The 21,518-nt window shown below is 76.2% G+C and carries 2 protein-coding genes; both read right to left on the reverse strand.

Going from position 1 to position 21,518, the window contains the following annotated elements; all coding sequences use genetic code 11:
• Window positions 1–35: 35 nt before the first annotated feature.
• A complete protein-coding gene (locus tag ACYUD3_RS12310) occupies window positions 36–9,431 on the reverse strand; it encodes a type I polyketide synthase (protein ID WP_470967991.1) in 9,396 nt (3,131 codons plus the stop codon).
• A 9-nt stretch (window positions 9,432–9,440) separates the two neighbouring features.
• Window positions 9,441–21,515 carry a type I polyketide synthase gene (locus ACYUD3_RS12315; RefSeq protein WP_470967994.1) on the reverse strand — a complete coding sequence of 4,025 codons (12,075 nt, stop codon included), beginning with the start codon at window positions 21,513–21,515 and terminating at the stop codon, window positions 9,441–9,443.
• Window positions 21,516–21,518 lie beyond the last annotated feature (3 nt).

A 21,518-nucleotide genomic window follows, 5' to 3' on the forward strand; every position in this document is an offset into this window, starting at 1 on the left:
CGGGCGCGCCTTTTCGTCGAGGTCGGGTCGGGTGGCTAGCGGATGCCGAACTCGTCGCCGATGAGGCTGAGGAGTTCGGCGGCGCTGGCGCCGCTCAGGTCGTCGTCGCCGTCGCCGCTCACGCCGCCGGCGTGGTCCGCGGGGGCTTCGAGCCGGGTGAGCAGGGCGCGCAGGCGGACGGTGAGGGAGGCGGTGCGGGCGGGGTCGCCGTCGGGGGTGCTGAGGGCCGCTTCGAGGGATTCCAGGGCGAGGGCGGCCGGGTCGGGGGCCTGCGCGGAGGCGAGGTCGAGTTCCTGGAAGAGGAGGCCGGCGATGTCGCCCGGGGTGGGGTGGTCGAAGACGAGGGTGGCGGGCAGCCGCAGGCCGGTGAGCGCGGAGAGCCGGTTGCGCAGGTCGACGGACATGAGGGAGTCGAAGCCGAGGCTCTGGAAGGGCTTTCCGGGCGGTACGGCGCTGCCGGCGGAGAGCCCGGCGGCGGTGGCCGTCTCGGCGCGGACCAGGTCGACGAGGGCGCTCGCGCGGTCCTCGTCGGACAGCGGAAGGAGCCGTTCGCGCAGGTTCCCGGCCCCGGTGGCGGGGCCGTTCGCGGTGCGCGGGGCGAGGCCGCGCAGCAGGACGGGGGTGGTGGGGTCGTCGGCGTCCAGGACGGAGACGTCGAGGCGGACGGGGACGGTCGCGGGCGTGCCGGTGGCGACGGCCGCGTCCATCAGGGCCATGCCCTCGCGCGGGTCGAGCTGGCGCAGGCCGATGCGGGCGATGCGGGCGAGGTCGCTCTCGCTGACGTTCGCCGTCATGCCCTCGCCGCGCTGCCAGGGTCCCCAGGCGAGCGCGGTCGCGGGGCGTCCTTCGGCCGCGCGGCGGGTGCACAGGGCGTCCGCGAAGGCGTTGGCGGCGGCGTAGTTGGCCTGTCCGGCGCCGCCCATGACCCCGGCGAGCGAGGTGAAGACGACGAACCGGTCGAGCCCTTCGGTGAGTTCGTCGAGGTGTTCGAGGGCGTCCGCCTTGACCGGCAGGACCGCGTCGACCTGCTGCGGGGTGAGGGCGACGAGGGTGCCGTCGGCGACGGTGCCCGCCGTGTGGACGACGGCCCTGAGGTCGGTGACGGTGCCGAGGAGCGCGGCGAGCGCGGCCCGGTCGGCGGTGTCGCAGGCGGCGGTCCGTACGGTGGCGCCCTGGGCGGTGAGTTCGGCGGTCAGTTCGTCCATGCCGGGGGCGGCGCCGCCGCGCCGGGACACCAGCAGCAGGTCGCCGACGCCGTGCCGGGTGACGAGGTGGCGGGCGACGAGCCGGCCGAGGGTGCCGCTGGCGCCGGTGACGAGGACGGTGCCCTCGGTGGGCCAGGCGGGCCCTGCCTCGGCCTGGGGCAGCCGGGCGAGGCGGGGTACGAGGACCTGGTCGCCGCGCAGGGCGAGCTGGTCCTCGCCGAGCGCGAGGGCGCGCCCGAGGGCCTGGCGCAGTTCGGTGGTGGCGCCGGGGTGCCGGTCGACGAGCAGGACGCTCCCGGGGTTCTCCAGCTGCGCGGAGCGGGCGAGCCCCCAGAGGGCGGCGCCCGCCGGATCGGCCACGGCCTGCCCTTCCCCGGCCGTCGCCCCGGCGGTGCACAGCACCAACTGGGTTCCGGCGAGGCCCGGTTCGGCGGCCCAGGTCTGGAGCAGGGCCAGGGTCCGGTGCACGGCGTCGCGGGCCGCGGCGGCGGTCGGCGCGGCCGGGGCCACGGGGACGACGGCCAGCGCGGGCGGGGTGTCCAGGGCGCGCAGCGCGGCGAGGTCGGCGAGCTGTTCGACGTCGGCGCCGAGCAACTGCGCGAGCGCGGGCGCCGGTTCACCGAGCACGGCGACCCGGCCGCGCAGGGCGCCGGCTCCGGCCGGGGCCTGGCCGAGCGGTGTCCACTCGGTGCGCAGCAGCCACTCCGGACGCAGCCGCACGGTGTCGAGCTGGGCGCTGGAGGTGGCCCGCATGTGCAGGGCGGTGACCGTGAGGACGGGGCGGCCGTCGGTGTCGGCGAGGTCGACGCGGACCTTGTCCTCGGCCTCGTCGTGGATGTGGACCCGCAGGGCGGTGGCGTCCTGGGGGTGACGGGTCACGCCGCGCCAGGCGAACGGCAGCAGCGGTCCGGACGCGGAGGTCGCGGTGGGCCGGAAGCCGAGCGCGTGCATCGCCGCGTCCAGCAGCGCGGGGTGGACGGCGAAGCCGGCGCCGGCCGGCTCGGGCAGCCGTACCTCGGCGAACACCTCGCTGCCGCGCCGCCAGGCCGCCGTCAGCCCTTGGAAGGCGGGGCCGTAGGTGAAGCCGTGGTCGACGAGGTCGGCGTAGTAGGTGGAGAGGTCGACGGGCTCGGCGTCGGCCGGGGGCCAGGCCTGCGGTACCGGGGCGGGCTGTGCGGGCGGCTCGGTGAGCAGGGTGCCTTGCGCGTGTGCGGTCCAGGGGCCGTCGTCCTCGGTGCGGGAGTGCACGGTGACCGTCCGTGCCCCGGACTCCTCGGGGCTCACGGCGAGCTGGAGGCGGACCGGGATGCCGTCCGGGATCGGGAGGGGGGCGGCGAGGGTGAGTTCGTCGAGGTGGTGGCAGCCGAAGAGGCCGCCCGCCCACAGGGCCAGCTCGACGAAGCCGGTGCCCGGGAAGAGCGCCGTCTGGAGGATCGCGTGGTCGGCGAGCCAGGTGTGGGTGGCCGTGGACAGCTCGCCGGTGAGCAGGGTGTGCCCGTCCGCCGTGGTGACCCGGGCGCCCAGCAGCGGGTGCCCGGCGCCGTCGAGGCCCAGGGAGGCCAGGTCGCCACCGCCCGCCGGGCGGGGCTCGGGCCAGTAGCGGGCGCGCTGGAAGGGGTAGGTGGGCAGGGTGACGGTACGGGCGCCGGACCCGGCGAACAGGGCGGCCCGGTCGATGTCCTGGCCGGCGAGGTGGACGCGGGCGACGGCGGCGGCGAGCGCCTGGCTCTGGCCGGTGTCCCGGCGCTGGGCGGGGACGCAGACGACGCTGTCGCCCGCGGTGTCGAGGCAGCTCTGCGCCATGCCGGTCAGGACGCCGTCGGGGCCGGCCTCCAGCAGGACGTGCACGCCCTCGGCGGCGAGGAAGCGCACCCCGTCGGCGAACCGGACCGTCTCACGGACGTGCCGGACCCAGTACTGGGGTGAGCACGCCTGCTCGGCGGTGAGCGGGGCGCCGGTGAGGTTGGAGACGACGGGGATGCGCGGCGCGCGCAGGTCGAGCCCGGCGACGACTTCCGCGAACTCCTCCAGCATCGGTTCCATGAGCGGCGAGTGGAACGCGTGACTGACCGTCAGCGTCCTGGTCCGGGCCCCTTCTTCGGTGAACTGCTCGCGCAGGGCGGCCAGTTCGCCGGAGGGTCCGGAGAGGACCACCGAGCCGGGGGCGTTGACGGCGGCGACGGACACGTCGGTGCGCCCGTCCAGCACCGCCAGCGCCCGCTCCTCGTCGACGGAGACGGCCAGCATGCCGCCGCCCTCGGGCAGTCGCTGCATGAGCCGGCCGCGCGCCGCGATGAGCGCGCAGGCGTCGGGCAGCGACAGCACCCCGGCGACGTGCGCGGCGGTGATCTCGCCGACGGAGTGGCCGAGCAGGAACGCCGGGCGTACTCCCCAGCTCTCCAGGAGGCGGTACAGGGCGGTCTCGAAGGCGAAGAGGGCGGGCTGGGTGAACTCGGTGCGGTGGACGCGGCCGTCGTCTTGCGTGAACATCACGTCGGCGAGCGGGTGCGGCAGCAGCGGGTCCAGGTGGAGGCAGACCGCGTCGAAGGTCTCCGCGAACACCGGGTGGGCGGCGTACAGTTCGCGCCCCATGCCGGGGTGCTGGGCGCCCTGCCCGGTGAACAGCAGCGCGAGTTCCCCTTCGCGGGCGGTGTCCCGCAGGAGCCCGGCGGGCAGTTCGCCGTTCGCGAGCGCGCCGAGGGCTTCCTCTGCGCCGGCCCGGTCGTGGACGACGGCGGCGGCGCGCAGTTCCAGGGCGGCGCGGGTCGTGGCGAGGGAGTGGGCGAGGTCGGTGACGGTCAGCCCGGGGTCGGCGGCGAGCCGGTCCAGGAGCCGGGCCGCCTGGGCGCGCAGGGCGTCGTCGTCGTGCGCGGAGAGCAGCAGCGGCCAGGGGCGGGGGGCCGCCGCCGGGGCGGTCAACTCCTCTTCCTGCGGCGCCTGTTCGAGCAGGATGTGCGCGTTGGTGCCGCTGATCCCGAAGGACGACACCCCGGCCCGGCGCGGGCGGCCGGTCTCGGGCCACTCCCGGGCCTCGGCGAGCAGTTCGACCGAGCCGGCGTCCCAGTCGATCGCCGTGGACGGCTCCTCGGCGTGCAGCGTCTTCGGCAGCTCTCCGCGCCCGAGCGCGAGGACGGTCTTGATGACGCCGCCGACGCCGGCCGCCGACATCGCGTGGCCGATGTTGGACTTCAACGAGCCGAGGTACAGCGGGAGTTCGCGGTCCTGGCCGTAGGTCGCGAGCAGGGCGTGCGCCTCGATGGGGTCGCCGAGGCGGGTGCCGGTGCCGTGTGCTTCTACGGCGTCGACCTCGTCGGGCCGCAGCCCGGCGTCGGCCAGCGCGTCCTGGATGACCCGCTGCTGGGCCATGCCGTTGGGCGCGGTGAGCCCGTTGGAGGCGCCGTCCTGGTTGATCGCGGAGCCCTTGACGACGGCGAGGACCCGGTGTCCGGCCCGGCGCGCGTCGGACAGCCGCTCCACGAGCAGCATCCCGGCCCCCTCCGACCAGCCGATGCCGTCGGCGGAACCGGCGAACGCCTTGCAGCGGCCGTCGGGGGCGAGGCCGCCCTGCCGGCCGAAGTCGGCGAAGAGGGCGGCGTCCGGCATGACGCACACCCCGCCGGTCAGCGCGAGGTCGACCTCGCCCCGGCGCAGCGCCCGCACCGCGTCGTGCAGGGCGACCAGGGAGGAGGAGCAGGCGGTGTCGACGGTGACCGCCGGGCCCTCCAGGCCGAGGACGTAGGCGACGCGGCCGGTGATGACGCTGGTGGCGCTGCCGGTGACGGCGTAGCCGGCGAGCTGTTCGGAGCCGGGCGGGAAGAGCGTGGCGTAGCCGAGCCCGGCGGCGCCCGCGTAGACGCCGGTGCGGGTGCCGCGCAGGGAGGCGGGGTCGATGCCGGCGCGTTCGACGGCCTCCCAGGAGGTCTCCAGCAGCAGCCGCTGCTGGGGGTCCATGGTGAGCGCCTCGCGCGGGGTGATGCCGAAGAAGGCGGCGTCGAAGCCGGCGGCGTCGTCGAGGAAACCGCCGCGCGCCGCCTCCTGCGGGCGCCAGCCCCGGTTGCGGGGCAGCCCGCTGATGCCTTCGCGGCCCTCGGCGAGCATGTCCCACAGGTCCTCGGGGCTCTCGACGCCCCCGGGGAAGCGGCAGGCCATGCCGACGATCGCGATCGGCTCGTCCGCGACGGTGCGACGGCGGGCCCTGGCCGGTGCGGCCTGGGCGGCCCCGGCGCTCTCGGCGTCCGGGAACAGCTCGGTGTACAGGGCGCGCACGAGCTGGCGCGGCGAGGGGTGGTCGAAGACGGTCGAGACGGGCAGCCGCAGGCCGCTCGCGGCGGAGAGGCGGTTGCGGAAGTCGACGGAGGTGAGGGAGTCGAAGCCGAGTTCCTTGAACGGGCGGGAGGACTGGACGCTGTCGGCGTCCTCGTGCCCCAGGGCGGCCGCCGCGGTGTCGCGGACCAGGCGGAGCAGGACGCCGGTGCGTTCGGTGTCGGTCAGCGGCAGCAGGCGGGCGCGCAGGGAACCGGCGTCGGTGTCGTCACCCGGCACGGCCGCCGCAGCCGCGCGGCGCGCGCGGGTCCTGACGGCGGGCTCGACGCGGTCGAGGCGGTCGGCCGACGGGGCGCCGGCGAGCAGGCCCGCCGGGTCGGCGGGGCGTAGCAGGAGGGCGTCGGCGGTGGCGACGGGCGCTCCGGTGGCGTCGGCCAGGAGCACGGCGACCGTGCTGGGGCCGGTGCGGGTGAGGCGGACCCTCAGGCGGGTCGCGCCGGTGGCGTGGAGTTCGACGCCGCTCCAGGAGAAGGGGACGGCCGGGTCGCCGTCGAGGGCCTGGAGGGCGTGCAGGGCGGCTTCGGAGAGCGCCGGGTGGAGGGCGAAGCGGGCGGCCTCGGTGCCCTGTCCGGCCGGCAGGGCGACCTCGGCGCACACGTCGGTGGGGGTGCGCCACAGGGCGGTGAGCAGGCGGCGTTCGGGGCCGTAGGAGAAGCCGGCGGCGGCGAGGCCGTCGTACAGGGCGTTCACGTCGGCCGGTTCGGCGTCCTGCGGGGGCCAGGCGGTGAGGTCGGCGGCGGCGCTGCCGGTCTCGGGGACGAGGGTGCCGGAGGCGTGCAGGAGCCAGGGGCCGTCCTCGCCGGGGGCGGCGGCGGTGGAGTGGACGGTGAAGGTGCGCCGCCCGCCGGTGTCGGGGCCGACCCGCAGCTGGAGGGCGAGGGTGCCGTCCGGGGGCAGGGTGAGCGGGGCGTGCAGGGTGAGTTCCTCGACCCGGCCGTGGCCGAAGGGGTCGCCGGCGGCGACGGCGAGCTCGACGAAGGCGGTGCCGGGCAGGACGGGCCGGCCCGCGAGGGCGTACCCCTCCAGCCAGGGGTGGTCGGCGGCGGCGACCCGGCCGGTGAGGACGGCGCCGTCCTCGTCGGCGAGCCGGACCAGCGCGCCCAGCAGGGGGTGGCTGACCGCGCCCAGCCCGGCGGCGCTGACGTCGGCGGCGCGGCGGCGGCCCTCGGGCCAGTGGCGGCGGCGCTGGAAGGGGTAGGTGGGCAGGTCGGGCAGGTCGCCGGGGCGGGCCGGGACCTCGGCGAAGACGCGCGCCCAGGCGGGGTCGGCGCCGCCGGCCCAGCCTTGCGCGAGCGCGGTGCGCAGCCGTCCGGTTCCGCCCTCGCCCCGGCGCAGGGTGCCGGTGACGGCGGCGTCGTGCTCGGCGGCCTCCACGCACTGCTGGACGGAGGTGACGAGCACGGGGTGCGGGCTGGGCTCGACGAACAGCCGGTGCCCGTCGGCCAGCAGGACCCGTACGGCGTCGGCGAAGCGGACCGGCTCGCGCATGTTGCGGCACCAGTAGGCGGCGTCGAGCCGGGCGGTGTCGAGGGGCCCGCCGGTGACGGTGGAGTAGAACGGCACCTCACTGGTGCGGGGCCGCAACTCGGCGAGATCCTTCAGGAGTTGCTCGCGCAGGACCTCGACGAACGGCGAGTGCCCGGGGCTCGCGGCGCCGGGGATGCGGCGGGCCTGGACGCCGTCGGCGACGCAGGCCGCGACGAACGCGTCACAGGCGTCGGGCACGCCGGTCAGGGCGACGGACGCGGGCCCGTTGACGGCGGCGATCCACAGCCGGTCCGCCCAGGGCGCCAGCCGCTCACGGACCTGCGCCTCGGGCAGCAGCACGGACACCATGCCGCCGTCGACGGTGAGCGTGCGCAGCGCGCGGCTGCGCAGGACGACGATCCGCACGGCGTCCTCAAGACCGAGCCCGCCGCAGAGGTGGGCGGCGGCGATCTCGCCCTGGGAGTGCCCGACGACCGCGTCGGGCACGACGCCGTACGCCTCCCAGGTGCGGGCCAGGGAGACCATGACGGTGAACAGGACGGGCTGGATGACGTCGATGCGGCCGGCGTCGACGCCGTCGGGCTCGCCGCGCAGGACGGACAGGACGTCCCAGTCGACGAGTTCCTGGACGGCCGCCGCGCAGGCCCGGACGCTCTCGGCGAACACCGGTTCGGTGTCGAGGAGTTCGCGGGCCATGCCGAGCCACTGGGAGCCCTGTCCGGGCAGCACGAAAGCGGTCCGGCCGGTGACGGCGGCGCCTTCGGTGAGCGTGTCGTGGGGGCGGCCCTCGGCGAGCGCGGCGAGCCCGGTGAGGAGGCTGTCGCGGCTGTCGGCGAGGACGGCGGCGCGCCGGTCGAGGGGGGTGCGGCCGAGGGCGAGGGAGCGGGCGACGGCTCCGGCGGGCAGTTCGGGGCGGGCCGTGAGGTGGTCGAGGAGCCGGCGGGCCTGGGCGCGCAGGGCGGTGGTGCCCTTGGCGGACAGCAGCACGGGCAGCGGCGCGGGCGGCACGGGTCCGGGAGCGGCGTCCGCTTCCGGGGCCTGCTCCAGGATGATGTGCGCGTTGGTCCCGCTCACCCCGAACGACGAGACGCCGGCCCGGCGCGGCCCGCTCTCGTCGGACCAGGGGCGGGCCTCGGACAGCAGCCGCACGGTCCCGGCGGACCAGTCGACGAACGGGGTCGGCTCGTCGGCGTGGAGGGTGCGCGCCAGTTCGCCGTGCCGGATCGACTGGACCATCTTGATGATGCCGCCGACGCCCGCGGCGGCCTGGGTGTGCCCGATGTTGGACTTCAGCGAGCCCAGCCACAGCGGCCGTCCGGCGGGGCGGGCGGTGCCGTAGGTGGCGAGGAGGGCGTCGGCCTCGATGGGGTCGCCGAGCTTCGTGCCAGTGCCGTGCGCCTCGACGGCGTCGACGTCGGCCGGGGTGAGCCCGGCGTCGGCCAGGGCGTCACGGATGACCCGCTGCTGGGAGGGCCCGTTGGGGGCGCTCAGCCCGTTGGAGGCGCCGTCCTGGTTGACGGCCGTGCCGCGCACGACCGCCAGCACCGGATGCCCGTTGCGCAGGGCGTCCGAGAGGCGTTCGACGACGAGGACGCCGGCGCCCTCGCTCCAGCCGGCCCCGTCGGCGGCGGCCCCGAACGCCTTGCAGCGGCCGTCGGGGGCGAGGGAGCCCTGCCGGGACAGCATGACGTGCACGTCGGGCGTGGACATGACGGTGACCCCGCCGGCCAGCGCGAGGTCGCACTCCCCCGCGCGCAGCGAGCGCACGGCGAGGTGCAGGGCGACCAGGGAGGAGGAGCAGGCCGTGTCGACGGTGACCGCCGGACCCTCCAGACCCAGGACGTAGGAGATCCGCCCGGACAGCACGCTGTTGGAGATCCCGGTGGAGCCGTGCCCGTCGACACCGCCCTCGACGGCGGTCAGCAGATTCGAGTAGTCCTGCTGGGAGACGCCCGCGAAGACGCCCGTGCGGCTGCCCTTGAGGGCGCGGGTGTCGAACCCGGCCCGCTCCAGCGCCTCCCAGGAACTCTCCAGCAGCAGCCGCTGCTGGGGGTCCATGGAGTGCGCCTCGCGCGGCGAGATCCCGAAGAACGCGGCGTCGAAGCCCGCGATGTCGTCGAGGAAACCGCCCTCACGGACATAGCAGGTGCCCTCTTTGTCCGGGTCGGGGTCGTAGAGGGACGCGAGGTCCCAGCCCCGGTCGGCGGGGAAGCCGGCGATCGCGTCGCGGCCCTGGGCGACGAGCCGCCACAGGTCGTCCGGGCTCGCCACCCCGCCGGGGAAGCGGCAGGCCATGCCGACGACGGCGATCGGTTCCCGGGCCGCAGCCTGAAGCTCGCTCAGCCGCCCGCGGGTGCGGTGCAGTTCCGCGGCGACCTGCTTGAGGTAGTCGCGGAGTTCTTTGTCCTCAGCCATGCGAACCGTTCACTCCTTGCCGAGTTCCATGCGGATGAAGTCCAGCAGCTCGTCGTCCGACGCGTCGGCGAGCTGGGTGTCGACGTCGGCCTGGGCCGGCGTCTGCTCGGTGGCCCCCGCCCCGGCCAGGGCGCGCAGCCGGGCCGCGTACCGGGGCCGTTCCGGGTCGGCCGCCGCGAGCTGCGCGAACGCCGCCTCCAACTGGCCGATCAGGACGGGCAGTTCGGGGCGCGCGGCCTCGGGTCCCGTGCCCAGGCGGCGGTCGAGTTCGGCGGCCAGCTCGGTGGGCGTCGGGTAGTCGAAGACCAGCGCGGCGGGCAGGGCGAGACCGGTCGCCGCGGCGAGGCTGTTGCGCAGCTCGACCGCCGTCAGCGAGTCGAAGCCGACCTCGCGGAAGGCGCGGTGGGCGTCGACGCCGTCGGCCGACGCGTGGTCGAGGACGGCGGCGGCGCGGGAGCGCACCAGGTCCAGCAGGGCGCGCGAGCGCTCGGCGGGCGCGAGCGCGGCGAGACCCGTCTCCGGGGCCGCGCCGGGAACCGTGCGCGCCGTGCCGGCGGCGGGCGCCGGGACGAGGTCGCGCAGCGCGGCGGGCAGGGTGCCGGCCTCGGCGCGGGCCCGCAGCGCGGTGCGGTCGGTCCGCATCGGCAGCAGGACGGCGTCGGGGGCCGCCCACGCCCGGTCGAAGAGGCCGATGCCCTGTGCCGCGTCCAGCGGCAGCACGCCCGCCTTGGCCATCCGCCTGCGGTCCAGCTCCCCGATCCGGGCGCCCATGCCGCCGCCCGTCCCCCACAGGCCCCAGGCCAGCGAGGTACCGGGCAGCCCTTCGGCCCGGCGGGTGCGGGCGAGGGCGTCCAGCGCGGCGTTGGCCGCCGCGTAGTTGGCCTGCCCCGCGCCGCCGAGGGTGCCGACGGCCGAGGAGAACAGCACGAACCGCGCCAGCCCCAGGTCCTTCGTCAGCTCGTGCAGATGATGCGCCGCGTCCGCCTTGGCCCGCAGGACCGTGTCGATCCGCTCCGGCGTCAGCGAGGTGAGGACACCGTCGTCGGTGACCCCGGCGGTGTGCACCACCCCGGTGAGCGGCCGGTCGGCGGGTACACCCGCGATCAGCTCGGCGAGCGCGTCGCGGTCACCGACGTCGCAGGCCGCGAACACCGGCCGCGCGCCCGCCCGTTCGAGATCGGCGGCCAGCTCCCCGGCCCCTTCGGCGGCGGCCCCGCTGCGGCTGACCAGCAGCAGGTCCCGTACGCCGTGCCCGGCCGCGAGATGCCGGGCGACGAGCGCGCCGAGTTCCCCGGTCGCCCCGGTGATCAGCACGGTCCCCCCGGCGCACGCCTCGCGGTCGCCGGCCGGCCCGGGTTCGGCCACGGCGAGCCGCAGCACGTGCACCTCGCCCTGCCGGACAGCGAGTTGGGACTCCCCCTCCAGGTGGGCGGTCGCGATCGCGGACGCCAGGTGCGGCGCGTCCACGGCGTCGTCGTCCAGGTCGATCAGCAGCAGCCGGTCGGCGTGCTCGGTCTGCGCGGACAGCGCGAGCCCCCAGGCGGCGGCCCCGGCGGGCCCTCCGGTGGTGGCCCCGCCGGTCACCGCGATCACCGGCAGCGCCGAGAGCCGCTCGTCCCCGAGGACCCCTTGCAGCAGCCCGAGCGCGTCGTACGCGGCCCGCCGTACCTCCTGCGGACCGCCCGCGCCGGGCTCGGCCTCCAGGGCGAGGACGATGAACTCGGCGCCGTCCGCGACCAGTTCGGGACCGGCGTACGCCTCGGCGCCGAGCGCGGCGGCGAGCACTCCGGCCCTTCCCTCGGGCCGGCCGACGACCGCGCAGCGCGCGGCGGACGCGGGCGGCGCCTCGACCGGGCGCCACTCGGGGGCGTACAGCTCGGCCGCGTCGGGAGCCTGCGCGTGGCGGGTCGTCTCCAGCCAGTACGGGGCGTGCTGGAAGGCGTAGGTGGGCAGTTCGGTGCGGCGCGCCCCCGGCAGGAGCGCCGGCCAGTCGACGGCGACCCCGCGCACGTGCAGCCGTCCGAGCGCGACCGCCAGACTCCGCGTCTCCTCCCGCCCGGTCCGCAGCGCGCCCAGCGCGAGCACACCGGGAGCGGTGTCCGCGACGAGAGAGACCAAGGAGCCGTCGGGGCCGAGTTCGAGGACCGTGGCGATGTCCTGGGCCTGGACCGTACGGACACCGTCGGCGAACCGGACGGCAGCCCGGATGTGCTTCAACCAGTAGGCGGGGGTGGTGAGTTCAGCGCCCGCGAGGTCGCCCGTGACATTGGAGACGACCGGGATAACCGGCTCCCCGTACGACACTTCGGCCAGCACCCGGCCGAACTCCTCCAGCATCGGCTCCATCAGGCCCGAGTGGAACGCGTGACTGACCTTCAGCTGCTTGACCCGGCGGCCCTGGGCAGCGAAACCGTCGGCCACCTCCTTCACGGCCGTCTCCTCGCCGGAAAGCACCAGCGCCCGGGGGCCGTTGACAGCCGCCAGCCACACACCAGGAACTTCGGTCAGCTCCCCTTCTTCCGCTTCCACCGCCCACATGACCCCACCGGACGGCAGCTCCTGCATCAGGCGACCACGAGCGGCGACCACCCGGCAGGCATCCTCCAGCGACCACACTCCGGCGACGTGCGCGGCCACCAACTCGCCCAGGGAATGCCCGAACACCACATCCGGACGCACCCCCCACGACTCCAGCAGCCGGTACAGCGCGACTTCCACCGCGAACAACGCCGGCTGCGCAAGCCCCGTCTCCGCCAGCTCCTCCGCCGAACCCTCGAACACAGCCTCCTTCAACGACAGTTCGCCAAAACCGGCACACACCTCGTCGAAAGCGGCGGCGAACACCTCATACGCCTCGTACAACTCCCGCCCCATACCGACCCGTTGCGACCCCTGCCCCGAGAACACCACCGCGAGCCCGCCGTCCGCCGGGACGTCGGTGACGGTCGGGCCGTCGGTGGCGAGGGCGGTGAGGGCGCGGTGGAGGTCGTCGCGGTCGGTGGCGGCGAGGACGGTGGCGGCCGGCAGGACGGCCCGGGTGGTGGCCAGGGAGAGGGCGAGGTCCGCCGGGGCCGGCCCGTCGTGCCGGGCGAGATGCTCGGCGTGCCGGGCGGCCTGGGCGCGCAGGGCGGTGGCGTCCCAGGCGGAGAGGACGACCGGCGCGGTGCCTGCGGCGGTGGCGGCCGGGGCCGGGGCCAGCTCTTCGTCGGCCTGTTCGAGGATGACGTGGGCGTTGGTGCCGCTGATACCGAAGGAGGAGACGCCCGCGCGGCGCGGCCGGCCGGTGACCGGCCAGTCCACGGCTTCCGTGAGGAGTTCGACGGACCCGGAGGCCCAGTCGACCTCGGGGGTGGGCGCGTCGACGTGCAGGGTCTTCGGCAGCAGGCCTTCGCGCAGGGCGAGGACGGTCTTGATGACGCCGCCGACGCCGGCCGCTGCCTGGGTGTGGCCGATGTTGGACTTCAACGAGCCGAGCAGCAGCGGCCGTTCACGGTTCTGGCCGTAGGTCTCCAGGAGGGCCTGGGCCTCGATGGGGTCACCCAACCGGGTGCCGGTGCCGTGTGCCTCGACGGCGTCGACCTCGTCGGGGGCGAGCCCGGCGGCGGCCAGCGCGTCGCGGATCACGCGCTGCTGGGAAGGGCCGTTGGGGGCGGTGAGTCCGTTGGAGGCGCCGTCCTGGTTGACGGCAGAGCCGCGTACGACCGCCAGCACGGGGTGTCCGTTGCGGCGCGCGTCCGAGAGGCGTTCGACGACGAGGACGCCCGCGCCCTCGGCGAGCGCGAATCCGTCCGCCGCCGCCGCGAAGGCCTTGCTGCGGCCGTCGCGGGCGAGCGCCTGCTGGCGGCTGAAGCCGACGAAGGAGGCGGGTTCGGACATGACGGCCGCGCCGCCCGCGAGGGCGAGGTCGCACTCCCCGGCGCGCAGGGCCTGCGCGGCGAGGTGCAGGGCGACGAGGGAGGAGGAGCAGGCGGTGTCGACGGTGACGGCCGGTCCCTCCAGGCCGAGGGTGTAGGAGATGCGGCCGGAGGCGACGCTGGCGGCGGCGCCGGTCGCGAAGTAGCCCTGGACGTCGCCGACGGCGTCCAGCAGCCGCGCGGTGTGGCCTTGTTCGCTGATGCCGACGTAGACCCCGGTGCGCGAGCCGCGCAGGGTCGACGGGGCGATCCCGGCCCGCTCCAGCGCCTCCCAGGACGTCTCCAGCAGCAGCCGCTGCTGGGGGTCCATGGAGAGGGCCTCGCGCGGGGAGATCCCGAAGAATCCGGCGTCGAAGAGGGCCGCGTCGTGCAGGAAGCCGCCCTGGTCGACGTAGCTGGAGTCGGTGGTGGTCTCCTCCGGGTCGTGCAGCCGGTGCAGGGGCCAGCCCCGGTCGGCGGGGAAGGCGCTGACGAGGTCGGCGCCCTCGGTGACCGCCCGCCACAGCTCCTCGGGGGAGCCGATGCCGCCGGGGAAGCGGCAGCCCATGGCGACGACGGCGATCGGCTCGTCCCGGTCGGCGGCGCGCACCACGACGGGCGCCGGGCGGTCCTGGGCGCCGAACAGCTTCTCGCCGAGGTAGCCGGCCAGCGCGGTCGCGGTGGGCTGGTCGAAGATGAGCGTGGCGGGCAGCCGGACGCCGGTCGCGGTCGCGAGCCGGTTGCGCAGGTCGATGGCGGTCAGCGAGTCGAAGCCCAGGTCGCGGAAGGCCCGCTTGGGGTCGACGGCGTCGGCGCCCGGGTGGCCGAGGACGCCGGCGGCGTGTTCGCGGACGAGGTCGCGCAGGGCGCGGGTGCGGGCGCCCTGGTCGAGTCCGGCGAGGGTGCGGGCCAGTTCGGAGGCGGGGGCGGCGGACCCGGCCGACGGCTCGTCCTGCTGCGGGCGGGCCTCGGGGAGTTCGTCGAGGAGGTGGCTGGGCCGGCCGGTCGTGAAGACCTCGGCGAAGCGCGGCCAGTCCACGTCGGCGAGGAGCACGGAGACGTCGCCGTCGGCGAGGACCGTGCGCAGTCCGGCGACGGCCGTCTCCGGTTCGATGACGGGCAGTCCGGTGAGCCGCAGCTGGTCGTAGATCGTCTCGGAGACCATGCCGCCGCCCGCCCAGGGGCCCCAGGCCACCGAGAGCGTGGGGATGCCGTCGGCGCTGCGCCGTTCGGCGCGGGCGTCGAGGACGGCGTTGCCGGCCGCGTACACGCCGTGGTCGGCGGCGCCCCAGACGGCGGTGACCGAGGAGAAGTAGACGACGGCGTCCAGCTGGGCCGGGTCCAGGGCGGCCTCGACGTTGTCGATGCCGGTGACCTTCGCCGCCAGCACGGCCGCGAGGTCCGCGAAGGGCGCGTCCGCGACGGGCCCGCCGACGCCGACGCCGGCCGCGTGGACGACGGCCCGGATCAGGTCGCCGTCGCGCTGGAGGGCGTCCAGCGTCTCGGCGACGGCGGCCCGGTCGCCGGTGTCGCAGCCGACGAGGGTCACGCGGACGCCCGACTCCCGTATCTCGGCGGCGAGTTCGGCGGCGCCCGGGGCCTCGGGGCCGCGCCGGCTGAGCAGGATCAGGTGTTCGGCGCCGTCACCGGCGAGCCAGCGCGCGATGTGCGTGCCGAGGGCGCCGGTGCCGCCGGTCACCAGGACGGTGCCGTGCGCGCGCCAGCCGGGGTTGCCGTGCGCGGGCGGTCCGGTGCGCACGAGGCGGCGGGCGAGGACGCCGGCGGGGCGCAGGGCGACCTGGTCCTCCCCGGCGAGCCCGGCGGGTGCGGCCAGGACGGTGACGAGCTGGTCGGCGGTGGCCGCGTCGATCGCGGCCGGCAGGTCGATCAACCCGCCCCAGAGCCGGGGGAGTTCGAGGGCGGCGCAGCGGCCCAGCGCCCACACGGCGGTCTGCGCCGGATCGGCGGGCCCGGCGTCGTCGGCGGTGCCCTGCGCGCCCTGGGTCAGGCACCACAGGGGGGCGTCGGTCCCGGCCTTCACGAGCGCCTGGAAGAGGGTGAGCGTGGTCGCGAGGCCGGTCGGCACGTCGGCGCTCGCCGGGTGCGGGGTGGTGTCGGCGCCGGTCAGCGCGACCACGGCGGCCGGGGCGGCCTCGCGGATCCGGCCGGCGAGGGTGTCGGGGGTGTCGTGGGGCGAGACGGTCAGGACGACGGCGTGTTCGGCGCGCTGCCGCAGGGTCTGTGCGACGTCGCCGAGCGCGGTGGTCTCCGGGACGGCGATCAGCCAGGTGCCCGGCAGGGTCGCGGGCGCGGCCGGGGTGTCGAGGGGCCGCCAGTCGACGGCGTACCGCCAGGCGTCGACGGTGTCCCGTTCCCGCCGTTCGCGCCGCCAGTTCGACAGCGCGGGCAGGACGGCCGTCAGCGCGTCGCCGTCGGGCAGGTCGAGCACGGCGGCCAGCGCGCCGGCGTCCCGTGCCTCGACGGCTCGCCAGAAGTCGTCGTGCGCCGGGTCCGCGCCGCCCGCCGAGGGCAGCGTCTGCGGCCAGATCCGGGTGTGCTGGAAGGCGTACGTCGGCAGGGTGACCGGGGTGGCGGGCCCCGGCGGGTAGGCGGGCGTCCAGTCGACGGGGACGCCGCCGGCGTGGAGTTCGGCGAGCGAGGCCAGCATCCGGGCGGGGCCGCCCTCGTCGCGCCGCAGGGTGCCGGTGACCAGCGGTTCGGCCTCGGCGCGCTCGGCGGTCTCGGTGAGCGGGGAGGTCAGCACGGGGTGCGGGCTGATCTCGACGAAGACGTGGTGTCCGGCCTCGACGAGGCCGCGCACGGTGGGTTCGAGGCGGACGGTCGAGCGCAGGTTGCGGTACCAGTACCCGGCGTCGAGCCCCGCCGTGTCGAACGGCCCGGCCTCGACCGTGGAGTGGAAGGGGACGGCGGCCGTCGTGGGCGTGATCCCCTCCAGCGCGGAGACGACCGTGTGCCGGATCTCCTCGACCTGTGCCGAGTGCGACGCGTAGTCGACGTCGATCCGGCGGGCCCGGCCGCCGCTCGCGGTGACCTCGGCGAGGACCTCTTCCGTGTCGGCGGGGGCGCCCGCGACGACCACCGAGGCGGGGCCGTTGACGGCGGCCACGTCGACCCGCCCCTCGGCGACGGCCTTGAGCGAGCGCACCGCGTCGGCGGACAGCTGGACGGAGACCATGGCCCCCCGTCCGGACAGCGCGAGGATGGCCTGCGAGCGCAGCGCGACCACCCGCGCGCCGTCCGCCAGGGACAGCGCCCCCGCGACGACGGCCGCCGCGATCTCACCCTGGGAGTGGCCCACCACAGCGGCGGGTTCGACCCCGTACGAACGCCAGACCTCGGCGAGGGAGACCATCACCGCCCACAGCACGGGCTGGACGACGTCCACCCGCTCCAACTCGCCTTGTCCGCGCAGGACTTCGGTCAGCGACCAGTCCGTGAACTCCGACAGCGCCGTCTCACACTCAGCCATCCGGGCGGCGAACACCGGCGAGGAATCGAGGAGTTCGACCGCCATCCCCGCCCACTGCGACCCCTGGCCCGGGAACACGAACACCGGTCCGCGTCCGGCAGGCCTGGCCGATCCGGTGGTCACGGCGGGCGCGGTGGCGGTTCCGTCCGCCAGCGCCCTGACGGCGTCGAGGAGTTCGTCCCGGTCCTGGCCGACGGCGACGGCCCGGTGCTCGAAGAGGGTGCGGCCGGACAGCAGGGCCCGGCCGACGGCCGTGGCGGAGTCGGTGGTGCCGTCCAGGCGCGCGGCGAGGCGGGCGGCCTGGGCGCGCAGGGCCTCGGGGGTGCGCGCCGACAGCAGCCAGGGACGCGGCGCCGCCGCCTCGTCCGGGGTCTCGGCGGGCGCGGTCTCGGGGGCCTGTTCGAGGACGACGTGGGCGTTGGTGCCGCTCATCCCGAACGAGGAGACCCCGGCCCGGCGCGGGCGCCCCGTGTCGGGCCACTCCCGCTGCTCAGTAAGGAGTTCGACCGCGCCGGAGGTCCAGTCGACCTGGGTGGTCGGCCGGTCGGCGTGGAGGGTGCGGGGCAGGACGCCCGCGCGCAGGGCGAGGACCGTCTTGATCACGCCGCCGACGCCGGCCGCCGCCATGGAGTGCCCGATGTTGGACTTCAACGAGCCGAGATACAGGGGGTGTTGGCGGTCCTGTCCGTAGGTGGCAAGGACCGCCTGCGCCTCGATGGGGTCGCCGAGCCTCGTGCCGGTGCCGTGCGCCTCGACGGCGTCGACCTCGTCGGGGGCGAGCCCGGCGTTGGCGAGGGCCTGGGCGATGACGCGCTGCTGGGCCGGACCGCTGGGCGCGGTCAGGCCGTTGGAGGCGCCGTCCTGGTTGATCGCGGAGCCCTTGACGACGGCGAGGACCTGGTGGCCGGCCCGGCGCGCGTCGGAGAGCCGTTCCAGGACGAGCACGCCGACGCCTTCCGACCAGCCGGTGCCGTCGGCGTCGTCGGAGAACGCCTTGCAGCGGCCGTCGGCGGCGAGGCCGCCCTGGCGGGCGAACTCCAGGAAGCCGCCCAGGGTGTTCATGACGGTGACGCCGCCCGCGAGCGCGAGGTCGCACTCCCCGGAGCGCAGCGCCTGCCCGGCGAGGTGCAGGGCGACGAGGGAGGAGGAGCAGGCGGTGTCGACGGAGACGGCCGGTCCCTCCAGGCCGAGGAGGTAGGAGACGCGGCCGGAGACGACGCTCCCGGCCGTGCCGGTCATCACGTGCCCCTCGGTCTCGGGGGACGCGGCCAGCACCCCGGCGTAGTCGGAGCCGGCGGTGCCGGTGAAGACTCCGGTGCGGGAGCCGCGCAGTGCGGCCGGGTCGAGGCCGGCGCTCTCCAGGGCCTCCCAGGAGGTCTCCAGGAGTTGGCGCTGCTGGGGGTCCATGGCGAGGGCTTCGCGCGGGGAGATGCCGAAGAAGGCGGCGTCGAAGTCGGCGGCGGCGTGCAGGAATCCGCCGGCCGTGGGCGCGCCCGCGTCGATGCGGCGCAGGGTGGCGGTGTCCCAGCCTCGGTCGCGCGGGAAGGGGGTGATGCCGTCGGTGCCCTCGGTGAGCAGCCGCCACAGCGACTCGGGTCCGGTGACGCCGCCGGGGTAGCGGCAGGCCATGCCGACCACCGCGAGGGGTTCGTCGAGGAGGGTGGCGCGGGTGACGGCGGGCAGGCCGTCCGTTTCTCCGGCGAGGAAGGCGACGACGGCCTGCGGCGTCGGGTGGTCGAAGACCAGGGTCGCGGGCAGCGTGCGGCCGGTCTCCTGGGCGAGGAGGTCGCGGAAGCGGACGGCGGACAGGGAGTCGAAGCCCAGTTCGCTGAAGGAGCGGTCGGCCGGTACGGCGTCGGCGCTCGCGTGTCCGAGGACGGCCGCCGCGGCGCCGCGCACCAGGTCGAGGACGTCGGCGGACACCGGCGCGGCGGCCCGGCGGGGCGCGGCGAGCAGCGGGGCGGCGGGCAGGAGGTTCGCGGAACCCGGGGTCGCGGGCAGCCAGTAGCGCTCGCGCTGGAAGGGGTAGGTCGGGAGGGAGGCCGCCAGGTGCGGGTCGGCGGCGGCGCCGAGGACGGCCGTCCAGTCGATGGGGGTGCCCTGGATGTGCAGGGTCGCGAGCGCGGTGAGCAGGGCGACGGGCTCGGGGTGGTCGCGGGGCAGCGCGGGGACGCAGACCGGGCCGCCCTCGGGGACGCAGTCCCGGGCCAGGACGCTGAGCGCGCCGCCGGGGCCGACCTCCAGGCAGGCGGTGACGCCTTCGGCGGCCAGCGTGCGCACACCGTCGTGGAAGCGGACGGCCTCCCGGACGTGCCGCACCCAGTAGTCGGCGGTGAGCAGTTCCCCGCCCGCGATCTCGCCGGTCAGGTTGGAGACGACGGGGATCGCCGGGGCCGTGTAGGTGACGCCCTGCGCGATCTGCCGGAACCGCGCCAGCATCGGTTCCATCAGCGGGGAGTGGAAGGCGTGGCTGACCTTGAGGCGGCGCACGCGCAGCCCGCGCTCGACGCACAGGGCGGCGGTCGCGTCGACGGCGGTCGCGGGTCCGGAGAGGACGGTCGCGCGCGGCCCGTTGACGGCGGCGACAGCCAGCGCCGCCGTAGTGCCGGCCGCTTCGAGCAGCTGCGCCACCTCGTCCTCGGGAATCTCCACGGCGAGCATCGCGCCGCCCTCGGGCAGCTCCTGCATCAGCGTGGCGCGGGCGGCGACCAGGGCGCAGGCGTCGTCGAGGGAGAACACCCCGGCGGCGTGCGCGGCGGCCAGTTCGCCCACGGAGTGGCCGAGCAGCAGGTCAGGTGCGATGCCCCAGTGTTCGAGCAGCCGGAAGAGAGCGACCTCGACGGCGAACAGGGCGGTCTGCGTGTACCCGGTGCGGCCGAGCAGCTCTTCGGAGTCCAGCGCCTCTTCCAGCGGGCGCTCCAGCAGCGGGTCGAGCCGGGTCCGTACGGCGTCGAAGGCCTCGGCGAAGACGGGGTGGGCGGCGTACAGCTGCCGTCCCATTCCCGCGCGCTGGGCGCCCTGGCCGGTGAAGAGGAAGGCGAGCTTGCCGCCGGGTCCTGCGGTGCCGCGTACGGCGTGGGCGTGCGGGCGGCCCTCGGCGAGGGCGTCGAGGCCGGCGTGGAGTTCCCCGGGGGTGGTGCCGGTGACGGCGGCGCGGTGCGGGAGGCGGGCGGCGGCCGGGGCGAGGGCGCGGGCCAGCGCGGGGGCGGCGGGGGCGCCGGGGCGGGCGGCGTGCTCGCGCAGCCGGGCGGCGCTGTCGCGGAGGGCTTCGGGGGTGCGGGCGGACAGGAGGAGGGTGACCGGGCGGGCGGGGTCGTCCTGCGGCGGCTCGGCGGGCTCGGTGTCCGGCGCCTGCTCCAGGATCACGTGCGCGTTCGTCCCGCTGATCCCGAAGGACGACACCCCGGCCCGGCGCGGGCGTCCCGTCTCGGGCCACTCCCGCTCCTCGGTGAGGAGTTCGACCGCACCGGACGTCCAGTCGACTTCGGTGCTCGGCGTCTGGAGGTGCAGTGTCCTGGGCAGGATCCCGGCCCGCAGCGCCATGACGGTCTTGATGACGCCGCCGAGCCCCGACGCGGCCTGGGTGTGCCCGATGTTGGACTTCAACGAGCCCAGGTACAGCGGGAGTTCACGGTCCTGCCCGTAGGTCGCGAGCAGTGCCTGTGCCTCGACGGGGTCGCCGAGCCGCGTCCCCGTGCCGTGCGCCTCGACGGCGTCGACCTGGCCGGGGCTGAGGCCCGCGTCGCCGAGGGCGGCGCGGATGACGCGTTCCTGGGAGGGCCCGTTGGGCGCGGTGAGCCCGTTGGAGGCGCCGTCCTGGTTGACGGCGGAGCCCCGGATCACGGCGAGGACGGGCCGGCCCTCGCGCACGGCGTCGGAGAGCCGGCACAGGACGAGCACGCCGGCGCCCTCGCCCCAGCCGGTGCCGTCGGCGGTGTCGGCGAACGACTTGCAGCGGCCGTCGCCCGCGAGCCCGCCCTGGAGCAGGAACTCCTCGTACAGGCCCGGCGCGGCCATGACGGTGGCGCCGCCGGCGAGCGCGAGGGAGCACTCGCGGGCGCGCAGGGCGCGGACGGCGAGGTGCAGGGCGACCAGGGAGGACGAGCAGGCGGTGTCGACGGTGAAGGCGGGGCCTTCGAGGCCGTAGTGGTAGGAGAGCCGGCCGGAAGCGACGCTGCTGGTGGTGCCGGTGAGGACATGGCCGCGGACCTCACCGAGGGCGGCCTCGCCGTGCGGTCCGTACTTCTGGTCGGTCATGCCGATGAACACGCCGCCGTCGGTGCCCTTGAGGGCGGCGGGGTCGAGTCCTGCGCGCTGGACCGCTTCCCAGGAGGTCTCCAGCAGCAGCCGCTGCTGGGGGTCCATGGCGAGCGCCTCGCGCGGGGAGATACCGAAGAAGGCGGCGTCGAACTCGCCCGCGTCGTACAGGAATCCGCCTTCGAGGCGGACTCCGGCGGCGGCGAGCGCCCTGGTCTGCCAGCCGCGGTCCCCGGGGAACGGGCCGATGGCGTCGCGGCCGTCCCGCACGAGGTCCCACAGGGCCTCGGGGGTGTCGGCCGCGCCGGGGAAGCGGCAGGCCATCGCGACGATGGCCACCGGCTCCCGGCGGTCGGCCTCCAGCTCACTGAGCCGGCTGCGGGTGCGCTGGAGGTCGGCGGTCACCCGCTTGAGGTAGTCAACAACCTTGTCGTCGTTCGCCACGGG

This window comes from Streptomyces sp. AMJ-169 (genome assembly GCF_055597585.1).